Source organism: Aeromonas allosaccharophila (assembly GCF_016026615.1).
GTDB classification, from domain to species: Bacteria; Pseudomonadota; Gammaproteobacteria; order Enterobacterales; family Aeromonadaceae; genus Aeromonas; species Aeromonas allosaccharophila.
Genome location: NZ_CP065745.1, coordinates 1,810,116 through 1,828,232, shown reverse-complemented (window position 1 = coordinate 1,828,232; position 18,117 = coordinate 1,810,116). Strand labels below are relative to the sequence as shown.

The 18,117-nt window shown below is 61.9% G+C and carries 10 protein-coding genes; 6 read left to right on the top strand and 4 right to left on the bottom strand.

The genetic code is table 11. The features are described 5' to 3' along the window. Window positions 1–111 precede the first annotated feature (111 nt). Window positions 112–1,908 (top strand): M3 family oligoendopeptidase, encoded by a 1,797-nt coding sequence (locus I6G90_RS08045; protein ID WP_197930648.1) that lies wholly within the window; start codon window positions 112–114, stop codon window positions 1,906–1,908. A gap of 59 nt (window positions 1,909–1,967) precedes the next feature. On the opposite strand, the gene I6G90_RS08040 is transcribed toward I6G90_RS08045, so the two are convergent. Further along, window positions 1,968–3,374, bottom strand: a complete 1,407-nt coding sequence (locus I6G90_RS08040) for a nucleobase:cation symporter-2 family protein (RefSeq protein ID WP_042657363.1) — start codon at window positions 3,372–3,374, stop codon at window positions 1,968–1,970. A gap of 482 nt (window positions 3,375–3,856) precedes the next feature. Here I6G90_RS08040 and ycfP point away from each other — a divergent pair, with 482 nt between their 5' ends. Continuing rightward, window positions 3,857–4,396, top strand: coding sequence for an alpha/beta hydrolase YcfP (gene ycfP, locus I6G90_RS08035; RefSeq protein ID WP_042061892.1), 540 nt, complete (start codon window positions 3,857–3,859; stop codon window positions 4,394–4,396). Window positions 4,397–4,470: 74 nt separating this feature from the next. Next, window positions 4,471–5,763, top strand: a complete 1,293-nt coding sequence (locus I6G90_RS08030; protein ID WP_197930646.1) for an NAD(P)/FAD-dependent oxidoreductase — start codon at window positions 4,471–4,473, stop codon at window positions 5,761–5,763. A gap of 84 nt (window positions 5,764–5,847) precedes the next feature. Here the strand turns inward: I6G90_RS08030 and I6G90_RS08025 are convergent, their stop codons facing one another. The 3 genes from I6G90_RS08025 to I6G90_RS08015 form a co-directional block, all read right to left on the bottom strand. Beyond that, the gene (locus I6G90_RS08025) at window positions 5,848–6,489 is read right to left on the bottom strand and encodes an energy-coupling factor ABC transporter permease (protein WP_182970775.1); all 642 of its coding nucleotides are present in this window, start codon (window positions 6,487–6,489) and stop codon (window positions 5,848–5,850) included. Window positions 6,490–6,577: 88 nt separating this feature from the next. After that, window positions 6,578–7,375: a pyruvate formate lyase 1-activating protein gene (gene pflA, locus I6G90_RS08020; RefSeq protein WP_082034841.1), complete on the bottom strand. Its 798-nt coding sequence runs from the start codon at window positions 7,373–7,375 to the stop codon at window positions 6,578–6,580. Window positions 7,376–7,440: 65 nt separating this feature from the next. After that, entirely contained in the window at window positions 7,441–10,377 is a 2,937-nt protein-coding gene (locus I6G90_RS08015) for a sensor domain-containing phosphodiesterase (protein ID WP_197930644.1), read from the bottom strand. Between the two features lie 135 nt (window positions 10,378–10,512). Between I6G90_RS08015 and I6G90_RS08010 the strand changes: the two genes are divergently transcribed. The 3 genes from I6G90_RS08010 to I6G90_RS08000 all read left to right on the top strand — a co-directional run bounded on the left by I6G90_RS08010 (window position 10,513) and on the right by I6G90_RS08000 (window position 18,117). Then, window positions 10,513–12,201, top strand: coding sequence for an FAD-dependent oxidoreductase (locus I6G90_RS08010; RefSeq protein ID WP_197930642.1), 1,689 nt, complete (start codon window positions 10,513–10,515; stop codon window positions 12,199–12,201). A gap of 204 nt (window positions 12,202–12,405) precedes the next feature. Continuing rightward, the gene (locus tag I6G90_RS08005; RefSeq protein WP_111805882.1) at window positions 12,406–13,065 is read left to right on the top strand and encodes a DedA family protein; all 660 of its coding nucleotides are present in this window, start codon (window positions 12,406–12,408) and stop codon (window positions 13,063–13,065) included. A 165-nt stretch (window positions 13,066–13,230) separates the two neighbouring features. After that, window positions 13,231–18,117, top strand: coding sequence for an alpha-2-macroglobulin family protein (locus tag I6G90_RS08000; protein ID WP_197930640.1), 4,887 nt, complete (start codon window positions 13,231–13,233; stop codon window positions 18,115–18,117).

Genomic DNA, 18,117 nt, shown 5'->3' with positions numbered 1-18,117 from the left:
CTATTTTCTCTTTTTTTCCTCTCTTCATTTTTTTGCCTGCGGGACGCTCGGTCTCGGGCTTGCTGCCCGCAGGTCTGTTGCGCCTCCCGATGAAGGCCTTTGCGAGAAGCTATGTATCAACAACAGTGGAATAACGACCATATCTACCCGGGCCTCGACAGCCCCGAGCTGGAAGCGGACATGCGCGCCTCCCGCCACGCGCTGGAAGAGCTGGCCAGCTATATGGCGGGTCTGGACGGGGTGCGCGGCGATGACGTTGCGCTGCAGGATTTTTTGCGGGAAGTGCGGCTGCGCGCCCGTGATATTCGCCATATCGGCTGGAACGTCGCCATTCTGGCCGCGTGTCGCGGCAGTCAGGATGCGCGGGATCCGCAGGCCAAACAGCTGGCGTCCCGTGCCCGCGCCCTCAACGCCGATCTGTTCAAGACCCTGGCGCCAGTGGACGATCTGATGCTGGCGCTGCCGGAAGAGGAATTCGCCGCGCTGATGAGGGATCCGCTGCTTGGCGAGGAGGCGTACCGCTTGTGCCATGAGCGTCGCTTGCAGGATCAGCGCCTGCCGGTGGCGGCGGAGCAGCTGGTGATCGGCCTTGGCACCGATGGCTTGCACGCCTGGGGCAACCTCTACAACGATCTGGTGGGCAAGATCCGCTTAACCATTGATGGCCGCGAGATGGGGCTGGCCGAGGCGAGCAATCTGCTCTCCAGCCCGGTGCGGGCCCTGCGTCTGGAAGCCTTTGATGCCATCAGCGCCGGTTGGGAAGGGGAGCAGGAGACGGTCGCCGCCATCCTCAATGCCCTCAACGGCTGGCGGCTGGAGCTGGCCCGTCAGCGCGGCAAAACCCGTGTGCTCGATGCGCTGGATCTCTCCTGCCATCAGAGTCATATCGAGCGTGCCACCCTCGATGCCCTGATGAGCGAAACCTGGCGGGCCCGTTGGCTGGGTCAGCGCGCCCTAGGGCTGATGGCTGCGCGGCTCGGACTCGACGATCTGGGGCCGGAGGATCTGTTTGCGCCGCCCCCTGCTGCCAGCAGCCGCGAGATCCCGTTTGAGGAAGCGATCGAGTTGATTGCCGATGCCTTTAGCCGTTTCGATCCCGAGATGGGGGCGTTTGCCCGCATGATGGCCGAGCAGGGGTGGATTGATGCGGCACCTACGCCAAATCGCCGCACCGGTGCCTACTGCACCAAGTTTGCCGCGCCGGTGGAGCCGCGGGTCTTCGTCACCTATGCCGGTACCATGGATAACGTCATCACCCTGGCGCACGAGCTGGGCCACGCCTGGCACAACTGGGTCATTCGCGATCTGCCGATGAGCCAGCGCAGCTACCCCATGACGCTGGCGGAGACCGCCTCCATCTTTGCCGAGACTCTGGTGCGCAGCGCCCTGTTCGAGCAGGCGCAAAGCCCGGAAGATCAGCTGGCCATCGCCTGGGCGGAGGCCGATGGCGCTGCCACCTTCCTGGTTAATATCCCGGCCCGCTTCGATTTCGAGCAGGCCTTGGTGGCCGAGCGAGCGCAGGGCTATGTGCCGGCAGAGCGGCTCAAGGCACTGACCGACGAGGCGTGGGGACGCTGGTATGAGGGGAGCCTGACCCGCTATCACCCCATGTTCTGGGCGGCCAAGGCACACTTCTCCATCGCCGGGCTGGGCTTTTACAACTACCCCTATCTGTTCGGTTATCTGTTCAGCCTCGGGGTCTATCAGCAGTTGATGAGCCGCAAGGCGGCGGGGGAAGAGGGGGTGGCAGAGGCGTATCGCGCCTTGCTGCGAGATACCGGCCGCATGAGCGCCGAAGATCTGGTGGCGAAACATCTGGGACAGGATATCCGTGAGGCCGCCTTCTGGCAGGGGAGTCTGGCACAGGTAGCGCGGGCGGTAGAACGCTTCGAACAGCTGCCAGCCTGATTGGGTCAGTGGCGATGTGAACAAGGCCCCGGACAGTCTCGCTGTCCGGGGCCTGTTTGTTATGCCTGCTCCTGCTCCGGTTTGATGGGACCAACGAACAGAGGACGGGTCTGGTGACTCAGATCAGGCTGATAGCCGTTGAAGAAGAGGTTGAGTGCCACTGAGCTGATGGTGGCCAGCAGGATGCCGCTATGAAACAGCGGTTGTGCTGCCGCCGGGAAGTGCTGGAAGAAATTCCCTGAAACGGTGGGGATCATGCCGACCCCGAGGCTGATGGCGACGATGTAAAGATTGTGGCGGTTGGTGTTGTAATCGGCGCGCGCCAGAATGCGAATGCCGGTCGCCAGCACCATGCCGAACATCACTATGCCTGCACCGCCCAATACGAAGGGCGGAATGGAGGCGACCAGCACCGACATCTTGGGGATGAGGCCAAAAGCGAGCAGGATCCCCCCCGACATCACGCAGACCCAGCGACTCGACACTCCGGTCACGCTCACCAGCCCGATATTCTGGGAAAACGAGGTGTGGGGGAAGCTGTTGAAGACCCCGCCGACGATGGTGCCGATGGCATCGACCCGCAGCCCGCGCACGATGTCGCCGCGACTGGCCGGATGGCCGACGATGTCGCCAAGCGCCAGAAACATCCCCATCGACTCGATAAAGGTGATGAGCATGATCACCGTCAGGGTGGCGATAGAGATTGGATCGAAGGTGGGCCAGCCGAACGCGAACGGCACTATGGGGGCAAACCAGGCCGCATTGCCAAGGCCGTCGAGGCTTACTTCACCCATGGCGATGGCCACCACGAAACCGAAGATGATCCCGAGCAGCACCGAGATATTGCTGAAAAAGCCCTTGGTGAAGCGGGTCACCAGCAAGATGAAGGCGAGCACCACAAAGCTGGTGCCGATATAGCGCAGGCTGCCATATTCCGGATTGCCCTTGCCCCCCGCCATCCAGTCGATCCCCACCTGCATGATGCTGATCCCGATAGAGGTGATAACCACCCCGGTCACTACCGTGGGGAAGAGCGGCATCAACCGACCGATCAGCGGTACCAGCAGGGTCGAGATGATACCGGCGGCGATGGTGGCGCCAAAGATACCGGTCAGCCCCAGATCCGGATTGCCGCCGATGGCCAGCATCGGCATCACGGCGGCAAAGGTGACCGACATGATGACCGGCAGCCGGATCCCGGCAAAGCGGCCAATCCCGACACATTGCAGCAGGGTGACGATGCCGCAGCAGAAGAGATCCGAGCTGATGAGGTAGGAGATTTGATCCTTGGGCAGCCCCAGACTGCCGCCGATCACCAGTGGCACCGCCACGGCACCGGCATACATCACCAGCACATGTTGCAGGCCGAGGGTAAAGAGCTGGCCCATGGGGAGCATGCGCTCCACTTCATCCACCGGGCGCTTGCGCGTACCCGGACGAGGGGAGGGGGGGTTGGTCTCGTTCATGAACAGATCACTCCTTGAAGCCCGCGCAACCGCTACAGGCAAGATAGTGAAAGCCGTGGCTTTCCCGGTCATTGATCTCGTGTATTGACTGACGTGCCAGATCCCTTTGCCGTGGTGAGAGGGATCCGGTGCAGCACGGGTCAGTGCACAAAACATGCACAACGCCGGTCATGAGCGAAAACGTTTGGCGCTAACGCCTTGTTTTTGTGGGATGAGTCACATCCCGGCCAGATAAGTGGCCAAGGTGGGGCTGCATCGAGCGGGAGGGGGATCTCACATTGGTAATGTTTTTATCATTATCGGGAGGCCACTCTCACTTTGATAGCCAATCGCTGGTCCCCGGGTGAACAACGCCGTCGTGACGGGCCATGATCAGGTCTATGGGCGTGATCCAAAGCAAGAAAGTTGGATGTTTTGGTGGCGCGCGGGGCCGCCGCTGGGGTAGTTTCGATAAAACCGACACAGTTCCTGAGGTCTTATCCATGATCATCTATCTGCATGGCTTTGATGCCACCAGCCCCGGCAATCACGAGAAAGTGCTGCAGTTGCAGTTTATTGATGATGATGTGCGTTTCGTGCACTACAGCACGGTTCACCCCCGTCATGATATGAGCCACCTGCTCAAGGAAGTGAAGAAGCAGCTCGATATGAGTACCGATCCCAAACCGCTGATCTGCGGCGTGGGACTTGGTGCTTACTGGAGCGAGCGGATCGGCTTTCTGTGCGGCATTCGCCAGGTGCTCTTCAACCCCAACCTCCATCCGGAAGAGAACATGCAGGGCAAGATCGACCGGCCAGAGGAATATGACGATATCGGTACCAAGTGTGTAACTGAATTTCGTAAGAAAAATTCAGGAAACTGTCTGTGCATCCTTTCCGTTCAGGATGAAGTGCGCGATAATCGGGACACTGAACGTGAATTGAAGAACTATTACGACATCGTGTGGGATGAGCGCGAGACCCATAAGTTCAAAAATATCTCGCATCATCTGCAGCGGATGAAGGCCTTCAAAGAAGCCTGATCCATCACGTCGACCGATTTCGTTTTAGGGAGCCAATGGCTCCCTTTCGTTTTGAGGAACCGAGGAAAATCATCATGATGAATATTGTCGTTGTAGGCGGCGGCGCCGGTGGCCTGGAGCTGGCCACCAGTCTGGGTCGCAAGCTTGGCAAAAAGAACAAGGCCAAGATCACCCTGGTTGACCGTAACCGCACCCACCTGTGGAAGCCGTTGCTGCACGAAGTGGCCACCGGCTCCATGGATGCGGGCATCGATGCCCTGAGCTACCAGTCCCATGCCAAGAACCACGGTTTCGACTTCCAGCTCGGCACCCTGACCGACATCCAGCGCGACGAGAAGCGCATCGTGCTGGCCCCGATCCACGACGACAATGGCGACATCGTGGTCAACGAGCGCGCCGTGCCTTACGACATTCTGGTGATGGCCATCGGTTCTGTTTCCAATGACTTCAACACCAAGGGGATCAAGGATCACTGCATCTTCCTCGATAGCCCCTCCCAGGCGCACCGCTTCCACAACAGCATGATGAACCGCTTCCTGCAGTTCGCGACTGAATATAAGCCGGGCGACAAGGTGAAGATTGCCATCGTCGGCGGCGGCGCCACCGGCGTCGAGCTCTCTGCCGAGCTCTACAACGCGGTCGAGCAGCTCTACGCCTACGGTTTCAAGAATCTCACCACCGACAGCCTGAAGGTGACGCTGGTGGAAGCGGGCCCGCGCATTCTGCCGGCCCTGCCGGAGCGTATCAGCGGCGCCGCCCATCAGGAGCTGGTCAAGCTGGGTGTGGACGTGCGTACCGCCACCATGATTACCGAAGCGACGGCCGAAGGTCTGCACACCAAGGATGGCGAGCTGATTGAAGCGGATCTGATGGTGTGGGCGGCCGGTATCAAGGCGCCGGACTTCATGAAGGACATCGCTGGTCTCGAGACCAACCGCATCAACCAGCTGGTGGTGAAAGAGACCCTGCAGACCACCCGTGACGAGAACATCTTCGTTATCGGTGACTGTGCGGCCTGCCCGCAGCCGGATGGCAAGTTTGTGCCGCCGCGCGCCCAGTCTGCCCACCAGATGGCCAGCCAGGCGTTCAAGAACATTCTGGCCAAGCTGAACGGTGGCGAGATGAAGCCTTATCTCTACCACGACCACGGTTCGCTGGTGTCCCTCAGCCGCTTCTCCACCGTGGGCAGTCTGATGGGTAACCTGATGCGCGGTTCCATGATGGTGGAAGGCTACATCGCCCGTCTGGTTTACATCTCCCTCTACCGGATGCACCAGATCGCCCTGCACGGCTACGTCAAAACCGGTCTCATCATGCTGGTGGGTCGCATCAACCGGGTACTGCGCCCGACCCTGAAGCTGCACTAAGCCAGTAACTGGCACAATTCGGAAGATCAAAAGGAGAGGCGATGGCCTCTCCTTTTTTATGGACGCAGATCAGGGAAGAGAGAGTTACTGGCCCAGATAGGTGCGGTCGAAGAAGGTATTGACCCAGTGGGGGCGGTAGATGGCCAGCACCGTCATCGCCATGCCGTTGAGTAGCGCTTCGGGGAACAGCAGCAGCGGCCAGATGGAGAGGTAATCCGCCGTGATGGTATGCCAGGGGTAGCTGTCGCTCAGCCCCATCAGCAACGCGCTGGCTACCACCTTGACCGAGATGGCGATGGCACCACCGAGAAACGCGGCAACGAAGATATAGACAAAGAGGTGGCGCGGCAGCCAGGCCCAGCTGGCCAGAAACAGCAGCCAGCTGGTGGCCACCGGCAGGGCGATGCCAACCAGCGCCTGCCAGCCAAAATCGGCCAGATTGGTGACGCCGAAGTAACCAAGCACCAGCAGGGTCAGACAGGGGGCGAGCAGCGCCAACCGCCAGCCCAGCAGCAGGGTGAGGGAGGTGAGCCCGAGAAAATGGACCTCCAGCCCTTCATGAAGACCGGCCCTTAGATACCAGAGCGGCACCAGCGCGATGGCACTCCCCAGCAGCAGGTGCTGATAGAGAGGGTTGTCATGGAGGGTTTGCCACAGGGAGCGGCGCAGGCTAAAGGCCAGCAGTACCAGCCAGATCAGGAGGGCGGCGAGTTGTCCTTCACTCATCTTGTCGTCCATTCATGCAGTAGAGTCCGGGCTGCCTTCCCGACAGCCCCATAGCAGAGCAGGCTGACGAGTCAGCCTGCTTTTACCATCAATATTTGACGTTGTCGTGGTACTTGCCAAGGATGCCCTTGACCCGTTCCATGGTCTCCTTGCTGGGAGGCTTGATCCCGCTCAGCTCGTACGGGTCGCCCAGCACATCCCACTTGTGTTTGCCCAGTTCGTGGTAGGGGAGCAGCTCCACCTTCTCCACGCTCTCGCCCAGCTCGGCGATGAACTGGCCCAGCCCTTCGGCGCTCTCGTCGTCGTCGCTCCAGGTCGGCACCACCACGTAGCGGATCCACATGGTCTTGCCTTTGGCCGCCAGATAGCGGGCAAACTCCAGGGTGTATCTGTTGCTGACGTGAGTCAGCGGAATGTGTTTCTCGTCATTGATCTGTTTGATGTCGAGCAGCACCAGATCGGTCTGTTCGAGCAGCTTGTCCACCTGTTCGTCGAGATGACGGACGAAGCCGTTGGTGTCGAGACAGGTGTGGATCCCTTTCTCTTTGCAAGCGGTAAACAGTTCGGTAATGAAAGCCGGTTGCAGCATGGCTTCACCGCCGGACGCTGTCACGCCACCGCCGGAGGCATTCATGAAGTGGCGATAGCTGGTGATGTCACTCATCAACTCCGGTACGGTCACTTCGCGGCCACCCTCGGTATCCCAGGTATCGCGGTTATGGCAGTACTTGCAGCGCATCAGGCAGCCTTGCATGAATACGATAAAGCGTATCCCCGGACCATCGACAGTGCCGCAGGTTTCGACGGAATGGATCCGGCCAATGGTGCCGTGAGATCCGGCTGGCTGGCTGATTTCAACGGCAGGGATCCGATTAATGACAGACATAAACAACTCCAACGATTCGAGCAGGCCGTGATTTTATTACATAAACCCCTATTGATCCTACACCTTTAGTCCGGTGCCCGGCTGCCAAGCAACTGCTCCAGCGCCTTGACGGTGAGCGGCCGACTGGTGAGAAACCCTTGATAATGCTGGCATCCCAACGCTTTGAGGATGGCCAGCTGCGCCTCCTCTTCCACCCCTTCGGCGGTGACGGTAAAGCGGAAGACCTGGGCCAGATCGAGTATCGCCTTGACGATGGCTCTGTCCTGTTCGCTGTGCACCAGGGTCTGAATGAAGCTTCTATCGAGCTTCACCTCATCGGCGGGCAGATCCCGCAGATAGGCCAGCGACGAGTAGCCGGTGCCGAAGTCATCGATGGAGATGAGGATGCCCAGCTCCTTGAGCTGGCGCATTCTGGCGATGCTCTCGCGCCGATTCTCCAGCACTACCGATTCGGTCACCTCCAGCAGCAGGCGGGAGGGGGGCACACCGGTGTCGCGCAAGATGTACTCCACCTGCTGTACGAAGCCCTGGGTGTGGAACTGGCGGGCGCTGACGTTGACCGACAGATGGGGGATCTGCAGGCCGCGGTTGAGCCAGAAGCTGTACTGGGCGCAGGCGGTCTTCATCACCCAGTAGCCGATTTCGAGGATCAGGCTGGTCTCTTCGGCGATGGGGATGAACTCCCCGGGTGGCACCATGGTGCCGTCGCTGCGCTGCCAGCGTAGCAGCGCCTCGATGCCCGACAGCGAGCCATTGTCGACCCGGTATTGCGGCTGATAGTGCAGTTGCAGCTCGTGATGGCGCAGGGCATCGCGCAGCTCATTGGTGAGGGTCAGCCGGTTCTTCTCGTGCCGGGCCATCGCCTCGGTAAAGAAGACGTAGTGGCCCTGACCGGCGCGCTTGGCCATGTGGGTCGCGGTGTCGGCCTGTTGCATCAGGACCAGATGATCGGTCTCGTTGCCGGAGAAGAGGCTGATCCCTACCGAGGCGCTGCAGTGCAGCTTGTGATCACCGATGTCGAACGGGGTGCGAAACAGCCCCATCAGCTCGCGGGCGAAGTGCTCCGCCAGAATTTTGGCGGTGACTTCACCCTGCCCAAGCTGGGTAAAGAGCAGGGCAAACTCGTCCCCCGAGATGCGCGCTTGCACCAGATTGTCCTGGGGCAGCTCCCTGAAACGCTGCACCACCGCTTGCAGCAGCTGATCGCCGCAGGCGTGACCGAGGGAGTCGTTGATCGACTTGAAGTTGTCGAGATCCACCAGTAGCAGTGCACCCCACTGGCCGTTGGGGGCGCTCAGGGTCTGCTGCAAAATCTGGTTGAGGCTGCGCCGGTTGTGCAGGCCGCAGAGATCGTCGTAGTAGGCGAGCTGCTCGATGTGTTTGGCGGCCTCTTTTTCCTGGGTGATGTCGTAGAAGCTGCAGATGAAGTGGCTGAGCTCCCCCCGCTCATCCTTGACCCCGTTCACCATCAAGCGCACCGGAAAGAGGTGACCATCCTTGTGCAGGCAGCGCTCTTCCCCGAGCCAGAACTCCTGCTCGTTGACGGTGCGGCTGACATCCTCCTTGAGATGATCCCCGTAGTAGGTGGGGCGCAGCTTGCGAATGGAGTGACCGATCACCTCTACCTCGCCAAACCCGGTGATCCGGCTGAAGGAGTGGTTGACCTTGAGGATGATGCCGCTGTGATCCATCACGATCAGCCCATCGTGGGTATTGAAGGCCACTTCGGCCAGCCGCAGGGCGTCGTCGGCGGCGAGGCGCTTGAGCTCGATGGCCGCTCGCTTGTGCTGGCTGCTCAGCAGATCCAGCAGGGGCTCTGGATCCGCAAGAGGGGTATCGAGCAGCAGGGTGATCTGGCCAATGGGGGCGCCGCTCTGGCCATGGAGCGGAATGCCGATATAGGTGTTGGCATTGAGGGCCAGCAGCCGGGTCGCCTTGGGATAGCGCACGGGCAGATCTTCCACATAGATGGCCTGACCATGCTGGAACAGCTCCTGAGCGGGGCCGGGGTCGAGCTGAATGGGCTTGAGGGTGGAGAAGATCTCCTCGTTGATGACGCAGCGGGGGATGATCCAGAGATCCTGACCGCGGGGCTGGAACTCGCCGATCCAGCCCACCCGGGCGCCGCTGGCGCTCATGGCCCAGCTCACCAGCGTCTTGCAGTAGTCGATGCCGGTCTGCTGGTGCAGCTCGGGCGGGAGGGCCAGTTCAGCACGGTGCTCTTCCGGTTGTGGCTGCCAGTGGCCGAGCAGCTGGGCGCTGCTGCGTACCAGCTGCAACATATCTTCGCTGAGCGGGGTAGGATCGAGATACTCCAGACTCAGCACCCCGAACAGCTTGTCCTGCTCCAGCAGGGCGCCATCGAGGCGCGAGCGCACACCGGCACTGCTCAGATAGAGGTGATTGCTCAGCATTGGCTGGTGGGCCGCCTCCGAGAAGCTCAAGGATTTACGGGTGCGCAGGGCGCGGATATAGCGGCTGTCACCGCGAATGGGGTAGAGCGCCTCGACCCCCAGGGTGAACACCGGGGTGAGCTGCTCGCTGCCGAGATCGCCGTTGGCCTGATAGTGCCAGAGGATGAGCCGATCGGCCCCCAGACTCTCTTTAAGGGCCTCGAGCAGGGGCGCATACTGCTGCTGGCTCGCCATCTGGCTGAGGCGTGGCAGTTGCAATGCCAGATCGGCGATGGGCTCCTGACGAAGGGCCTGCAGACAGATGAGCCAGAAGCCATCCTGCTCGTGGGCGAGGGCGATATGCCACAACTGGCTGGCAAAGCGCACGGTGATCTTGCCGCCATGACCGTTGGCCAACAGTTGCTCGATGGGCTGGCGCAGGGCGTCTGGCAGCTGGGCAGGCCAGGGGGCGCGCGGCTCATCGAGCCAGTAGAGCGGGGTTTGCATCACGTCGGTCAGGGCGACCAGCCGTTGACTGCGCAGATCCAGACGGAAAAAGAGCGGCGTCTGGAGGGCAGGAGGAAGATGACTGAGTGCGGTAGACGACATGAACAAACAACATCCTGTTAAGCAACCGTCGGGGTTGCAAGAATACTGCAAAATGGTGTGAAACAAAATTTCATTGAATTCTAAATTAGAAAAGTCTAATTTATGGCCTATTATCATGTTTGAGGAGTCTTGCAGATGAAACGGATCCTGATTATCGGTGGTGTCGCGGGGGGCGCATCGGCAGCGGCTCGCGCTCGTCGTTTGAGTGAAGAGGCTGAGATCGTGATGTTCGAGCGGGGCGAGTTTGTCAGCTTCGCCAACTGCGGTTTGCCCTACCACATCGGGGGCGATATCCCCAATCGGGATGCCTTGCTGCTGCAGACTCCCCAGAGCTTCAAGCGCCGTTTCAACGTCGATGTGCGAGTCTTCCACGATGTGATCGAGATCGACAAGGCGGGCAAGACATTGCTGGTGCGCAACCTGCAAACCGGTGAAGAGCAGCGCGAGCATTACGATGTGCTGCTGCTGAGCCCGGGGGCGGCGCCGATCCGTCCTCCCTTCCCCGGCATCGACAGCCCCCATGTCTATACCCTGCGCAACATTCCGGACATGGACCGCATTCTGGCGGCCCTGCACCACGATCAGCCACGCCACATCACCGTGGTGGGCGGCGGCTTTATCGGGCTGGAGATGATGGAGGCGCTGCATCAGCGCAAGCTGGAGGTCACCCTGCTGGAGCTGGCCGATCAGGTGATGGCACCGGTGGACAAGGAGATGGCCAACATGCTCCATGCCCGCATCCGCGAAGAGGGGGTCGACCTGCGCCTGCGCACCGGCCTCACCGCCATCGAGAGTCTGGATCTGCCTGCCGAGAAGACCTCCGCCGTGCCGACCGCCAACAGCGGGGGCCTGCGCCTGACCCTCAATGACGGTTCACATCTTGATACCGGCCTGCTGATCCTCGCCATCGGCGTCAAACCTGAAACCCTGCTCGCCGCCAAGGCGGGGCTGGAGCTGGGCCCGCGTGGCGGCATCAAGGTGGATGCCGGGATGCGTACCTCGGATCCCTTTATCTATGCGGTGGGGGATGCGGTGGAAGAGATTGACTTCGTCACCGGCGAAGCTGTGCTGATCCCGCTGGCGGGTCCGGCCAACCGGCAGGGACGCATCGCCGCCGACAACATGTTGGGCCGCAGCGAAACCTACAAGAAGACACAAGGGACCGCCATCTGCAAGCTGTTCGATCTGGCGGTGGCCAGCACCGGCCTCAACGAGAAGCGACTGGTGCAGCTGGGGCTGCCGTTCGAGAAGGTCTATGTCCACCCGGGCAGCCATGCCGGTTACTACCCCGGCGCCCATCCGGTCAGCCTCAAGCTGCTGTTTGCCCCGGATGGCAAGATTTATGGCGCCCAGGCCATCGGCAAGGATGGCATCGACAAGCGCATCGACGTGCTGGCGGTGGCCCAGCGGGCCGGTCTCACCGTGTTTGATCTGCAGGATCTGGAGCTCACCTATGCGCCGCCGTTCGGCTCGGCCAAGGATGTGATCAACATGGCGGGCTTTGTGGCGAGCAACCACCTGAAGGGGGACACCCTGCTCTGCCACGTGGCCGAGGTGCAGGCTCGCAACCCGCACCAGCTGGTGGTGGATGTGCGCAATGGCCCCGAGCTCGACAAGCTGGGCCGCATTCCGGGGGCGCTGCATATCCCCCTCGACGAGTTGCGTGGTCGCCTCCATGAGTTGCCCAAAGATAAAGAGCTGCTTATCAGCTGTCAGGTCGGGCTGCGCGGCCATGTCGCCTGCCGCCTGCTAAGCCAGCATGGCTTCAAAGTGAAGAATCTCTCCGGCGGCTTCAAAACCTGGCAGATGGCCACCGCCGAGTAACCGTTTTATTTCTGTGCCTGTTTGCCCCTCTCCCTTGTGCGTGCAAGATGAGGGGCTTTTTGCCTCTGCTGTTCGCCCTCCTTGTTACGGCAATATTTCGACACACTTTTTTTCCTGCACCGGACAAAATTAACGTTTTGTTCAGGGGATGAGTGCTATAACCCCTGCCTCGTTCATGATGAACCGTGTAGTAGGGAGAGTGACATGCTGGATATGCTGATGGCCATTTGGCATCAGGATTTTGACGCCCTGGTTCAGATGCAGGCAGTGCCCCTGCTGATCAGTTGCCTGATGCTGGTGTTGCTGCTGGAGTCCGCATTCGTCTTCATGCCCCTGCCGGGTGACAGTCTGGTGCTGCTGGCCGGTGGGCTGGTGGGCATGGGGGTATTCGGCCCCGAGGTGACTCTCTGCTATTTGCCGCTGGCGGCGGGGATGGGATCCGTGCTGGCGTACTGGCAGGGGCGGGCCCTGCAGCGCACCCGCTTTATGGAGCATATCGAGCGGATGTTGCCCCCCGACAGCCTGCCCAAGGCGACCCGGCTGCTAAAAAAGTACGGTTTTCTGGCGATGTTCTCCTCCCGTTTTATCCCGTTCGTGCGGGTCTTGACCCCCATGCTGATGGGGATTGGCCGCCTGAGCGTAGTGCGCATGTGCGTGGCCAGCTTTGCCAGTGCCTTTATGTGGGCACTCACGGTGAGCTTGCTGGGCAAGCTGGCGATGAATACCCCCTTCTTCCTCCACCACAGCGAACTGTTGACCCGGGCGCTGCTCATCACCTCGCTGGTGCTGTTTCTGGCGGCCGTCATGGCCATCCTGTTTCGCTGGTTCAAAGGCGGTGCAAAAAACGAGACCACCCACGACTAGATGACAACCCTTGCCGCACTAAATCAGTGGGCAAGGGGTTCTCGCGCTGCAGGGGCGCGGAATTGTGCCCATTCGGGTAATGAGCTTTGTGTCGGGTGAGCAGGATGCCTTATCCTGTTTCCAGCCACGCTGCGCTTGCAAGCGCTCCAACTCGGGATGGAACCTATGCGCCTCTTCGACTCTCCCCCTGCTTCTCACCGCTCTCACGCTGGAACTGGCGCTCTGCGCCACCGCTGGTCGGCCCTGCTGCTATCCGGGCTGGCCGGTTTGCTGCTGGCCGGTTGTGGCCCTGACAAGCCTGTCGTCAATGGGCCGACCACAGATTCCGCTGCCCGTCAGGAGGCAGGAGCGCCGAGTACAGTGGTGCAGGCCAATGCCCGCCAATATCGCGATGCCCCGGCGCTGGCGCTGGTCTTCTCCGGCCCTCTGGCGCCCAAGGCAAACTGGCAGAGCTGGCTAGCGGTCAGTGAAGGGGGCAAGCAAGTACAGGGGGAGTGGATCCTCGCCGAAGATGGTCGCACCCTCTATTTTCCGAACGTGCAGCCCGATAAAAGCTACGAGGTGAGCCTCAAGGCGGGGCTGGGTCCATCCCCCCAGAGCTGGACCCTCAAGACCCGGCCGCTGGAGGCGGGAGCCTCCTTTACCGAGAGCGGCATGGTATTGCCGCTGCGTCAGGAGCTGCGCCTGCCCATCAGCGCGGTCAACGTGGACGAGGTCAATATCGACTTCTTTCGGGTCGATGCGGAATATCTGCCCCGTTTTCTGGCCGAGTATCGCCCCGGCGCTGGCATGGGCAACTGGGAGCTTGAACAGATCACCCAGCGCGCCAAGCGGGTGTTCAGCGGCCGCTATGCGCTGGAGCTCGATGCCAACCGGCGCGAGACCCGCCTCATCAATGTGAAGGAGCCGCAACTGGTCGAGGCCGGTGTCTACTTCGCTGTGATGTCGCCCCTTGGCAACTACGACTGGCGCAAGGAGACCACCTATTTCGCGGTGAGCGACATGGGGCTCAGTGCTCGCCGTTACCGCGATCAGCTGGAGGTGTTCGTGAGCTCCTTGGCCAGCGCCGATCCGCTCAAGGATGTGCAGCTCTCCCTGCTCGACGAGAAGGGCAACCGGCTGCAGGTGCAAAATACCGATCCGCAGGGCCATCGCCGCTTCGATCAGGTGCAGGGTGCTCGCCTGCTGCTGGCCGAACAGGGCAACCATCTGGCGGTGCTGCGCCTCGATGGGGCGGCGCTCGATCTCTCCACCTTCGATCTCGGCACCCAGCCCTGGCAGGCCCAGCAGTTGTATCTCTTTAGCGGGCGTGACCTCTATCGCCCCGGCGAGCGGCTCGACAGCGAGATCCTGCTCAAGGGCCAAGATGGCCAGCTGCTGCCGGGCATGGCGGTGGAGCTGGAGGTGAAACAGCCGGACGGCCAGCTGCTCGAACAAAAGCGGCTGCTGCCGGACAATCTTGGTGCCGCCCACTACGGCCTGCGTTTGCCGGACGATGCGCCGCTCGGGCGCTGGACCATCAACCTCAAGACTGCCGCTGGCAGCCGCTTCGAGTGGCCCTTTTTAGTGGAGGAATTTCTGCCTGAGCGCTTGAAACTGCAGCTTGGCAAGGGGCCGGATGGCGAAGTCACCGATTTGGGTGCCGCCCTGACTCTGCCACTGCAAGGGGACTATCTCTATGGTGCGCCAGCGAGTGCCACCAAGGCCAAGGCGGAGGTGAAGATCAGCCGCGCCACCATGCCCTTTACCCAGTGGCAGGAGTTCACCCTGGGTAACGTGCTGCTTGCCGAGCAGGCCAAGGATCTTGAGCCGCTGAATCTCACCCTCGATGCGCAGGGGCAGGGGACTTTTTCGTTAGCTGATGAGCTCGATGGGGTGCGCGCCCTCGGGCCGCTGGAGGTGGCCTATCGGGTGTCGCTCGCCGAGCCCGGTGGTCGCGCCGTCAATCGCAGCCGCACCCAGTATGGCTGGCCCGCGGGCAGCCAGTGGCCGGCGCTCAAGGCCGACTTCGTGGCGGAGCGAGTAGAGGGGGGCAAGCCGCTCCCCTTCCAGATCCTCAACCTCGATGAGCAAGGCCAGCCGGTGGCGGGGGCGGTGAAAGTGCGCCTCATCAACGAGTACCGCGACTACTACTGGCACTACGCCGATGGCGAGGGGTGGAAGTACGAGTTCAACAGCCAGCCCTATCTGGAACAGGAGCAGACCCTGCAGCTGGATGGCAAGGGGCCGACCCCGCTCACGCTGCAACTGGCGGCGGGCTGGTATCGATTGGAAGTGGAGAACAGTCAGGGCCATCAATCGAGCCTGCGGGTGGAGATAGGCAGTTACGCCTGGGGCGGTGGTGGCGAGCAGGCACGGCCTGACAAGATTGCCATCACCCTCGACAAACGCGCCTATCAGGCAGGTAACAAGGCCAAAGTGACGCTGGTGGCGCCGCGCCCCGGCAAGGGGTTGCTGCTGGTGGAAGATGGCGACGGCCTGCGTTGGTGGCAGCGCATCGAGCTCAAGGGGGCCAGTGGCGATGCCAAGGATGCCCGCGGCGAGTTCGAGATCCCGGTCAGCCCCGAGTGGCAGCGCCATGACCTGCACATTTCGGCCCAGATCGCCGCGCCAGACAGCGCCTCCAAACCGGTCGGCAAGCAGCAGGGGCAGAGTCTGCGTTCGGTCGGTCTGGTGCCGCTTACGCTGGATCGAGAAGCCCGCCGTCTTCCGCTCACCCTGAGCGCGCCTGATAAAGCGGTGCCGCTCACCCGACTGGAGGTGACCGCCACCTCCACCCCCAACAGTCAGGGCCGCGTGGTGCTGGCGGCGGTGGATCGGGGCGTGCTCAATATCAGCGACTACCAGCCTCTCGACCCGTTCGAGATCTTCTTTGGTCGCAAGCGCTTCTCCCAAGATTTGTTCGACAACTACGGCCAGGTGATCCCGCCGCAAGATGGCAAGCTGGCCCGCCTCAACTACGGGGGCGATCGGGCGCCGCTGAAAAAGGGCGGCGCGCTGGAGAGCCGGGTCGAGATAGCTGCGCTCTGGAGCGGCGAGGTGAGTTTTGATGAGAGCGGCAAGGCGGTGATCCCGCTCGATCTGCCCAACTTCAACGGCGAGCTGGCGCTGGTGGCGCTGGCCTGGAACGAACAGCAAGTCGGGGAGGCCGAGCGCGCCGTCAAGGTAGTAGCGCCCTTGGTGGCCGAAATTGGCTGGCCGCGCTTTGGCGCCAGAGGGGATGAGACCCGGGTGCTGGTGCAGCTGCGCAACATGAGCGGCGAGGATCAGACCCTCTCCCTTGCCTGGACCCTCAATGGCGGGCTGAAAGCAAATGGCGAGCTGCCCGGCACCCTTGCCCTTAAAAACGGCGAGGAGCAGTGGCTGACCCTGCCGCTCACCGTGACCGGGGCGAGCGGCGTGGCAAGCCTGCAGTTGGCGGCCAGCGGCAAGGATTTTGTCATCAGCCGCGACTGGACTTTGCCGCTGCGCTCCCCCTGGCCTGCCGAGACTCGCCAGCGCTATCAGATGCTGGCCCCCGGCCAGCAGATGAGCTTTGCACCAGCTGAGCTGGCCGGGCTGGATCGTGCCAACCTGCAGGGGCTGCTCAGCCTCTCCGGCACTCCCCCCTGGGATCCGGCAGCCCAGTGGCAGGCACTGGCCGACTACCCCTATGCCTGTCTGGAGCAGACCTTGTCCCGTGCCTGGCCTTACTTGCTGACCACTGCGGATGAGCGCATCGCATGGAGCAAACCCGCAGAGGGCAAGAAAGCGGCGAGCGAGGCGGATGTGCAACGCGCTCTGTTGCAGCGGCTGCAGCGGTTGCAACTGCCAAGCGGCGGTTTTGGCCTCTGGGATGGTCGCTCCGACGAGGAGCAGTGGCTCACCGCCTATGCCGCCGACTACCTGCTGGCGCGCAAGGAGGCGGGCGACGCAGTGCCGGAGGCAATGCTCAATCAGGCGCTGAACCGGCTGCAAAGCTATCTCACCGACAGCCAGTACGGCGAGCGCTGGAGCAGTGCCCCCGAGCACAGCCGGTTGGCCTATCAGGCTTACAGCGCCTATGTACTGGCCCGGGTGGGCAAGGCGCCGCTCGCTACCTTGCGCCTTATCTGGGAGCAGCAGGCCGATCACGCCCGTTCCGGCTTGCCGCTCTTGCACCTCTCGCTGGCGCTCTCGGCCATGGGGGATGAGCAGAATGCCGCCAGGGCCCTCAGCCGGTCATTGGCGACCGAGCGCGGGGACGACTATCTCGGGGATTACGGTTCACCGCTACGCGATCAGGCCCTTGAGCTCTCTTTGCTGCGCCAGCACAAGCTGGCTGCGGATCGCTGGCCGGCCCTCAGTGCCAAGGTGGCCGATACCCTGGCTCACCGTCAGTGGCTCAGCACCCAGGAGCGACTCGCCCTGCTGCGACTCGCCCGCGTCGATCCGGCCGTCGACTGGCAGGCCAGGGTTGCTTCATCCTCTGGCAGCGAAGCCTTGAATGGTTCGGCCCCGTTGCTGCTGGGCGCCCCCGAGGCACTGGCGGCCAGTGCGGTTACCAACGAGGGTAAGGGCTCCCTCTATGTGCAGCGCACCCTGGTCGGTTACCCCGAACAGGCACCGGCACGGATCAGCAAGAGAATGAGCGTGACCCGCAGCTGGTTCAACAGCGACGGTCAGCCGTTTGATCCCACCAAGGTGAAGGTCGGCGATCTGGTGGTGGTGCGGCTCAACGTCAGCAGTGAATCGGCGGTGCCCGATGCCCTGCTGGTGGAGATGGTGCCCGCTGGCTTCGAGCTGGAGAACCCGGCCCTTGGCAATAGCATCAAGCTCGAAGAGCTCTCCATCGAGGGGAAACCGGCGTGGCAGAGCGAGTGGAACGACTATCTCAAGCATCAGGAGTTTCGCGACGACCGCTACACGGCGGCGCTGGATCTGAGCGAGGGGAGCAACCAGCAGCTGGTCTACTTGATGCGGGCGGTGACGCCGGGCCGCTATCAGGTGCCGCCGACCCAGGTGGAAGATATGTACCGCCCCGAGCTGCGGGCTGTGGGTGAGGATATCCATGAGGTGAGCATCTCTGAGTAA

Bases quoted from the DNA above. Each gene is read 5' to 3' on its own strand.
- I6G90_RS08025 (WP_182970775.1), bottom strand. From the start codon at position 6,489: ATGAGTGAAGGACAACTCGCCGCCCTCCTGATCTGGCTGGTACTGCTG.
- I6G90_RS08040 (WP_042657363.1), bottom strand. From the start codon at position 3,374: ATGAACGAGACCAACCCCCCCTCCCCTCGTCCGGGTACGCGCAAGCGC.
- I6G90_RS08005 (WP_111805882.1), top strand. From the start codon at position 12,406: ATGCTGGATATGCTGATGGCCATTTGGCATCAGGATTTTGACGCCCTG.
- ycfP (WP_042061892.1), top strand. From the start codon at position 3,857: ATGATCATCTATCTGCATGGCTTTGATGCCACCAGCCCCGGCAATCAC.
- I6G90_RS08000 (WP_197930640.1), top strand. From the start codon at position 13,231: ATGCGCCTCTTCGACTCTCCCCCTGCTTCTCACCGCTCTCACGCTGGA.
- I6G90_RS08010 (WP_197930642.1), top strand. From the start codon at position 10,513: ATGAAACGGATCCTGATTATCGGTGGTGTCGCGGGGGGCGCATCGGCA.
- I6G90_RS08015 (WP_197930644.1), bottom strand. From the start codon at position 10,377: ATGTCGTCTACCGCACTCAGTCATCTTCCTCCTGCCCTCCAGACGCCG.
- pflA (WP_082034841.1), bottom strand. From the start codon at position 7,375: ATGTCTGTCATTAATCGGATCCCTGCCGTTGAAATCAGCCAGCCAGCC.
- I6G90_RS08030 (WP_197930646.1), top strand. From the start codon at position 4,471: ATGATGAATATTGTCGTTGTAGGCGGCGGCGCCGGTGGCCTGGAGCTG.
- I6G90_RS08045 (WP_197930648.1), top strand. From the start codon at position 112: ATGTATCAACAACAGTGGAATAACGACCATATCTACCCGGGCCTCGAC.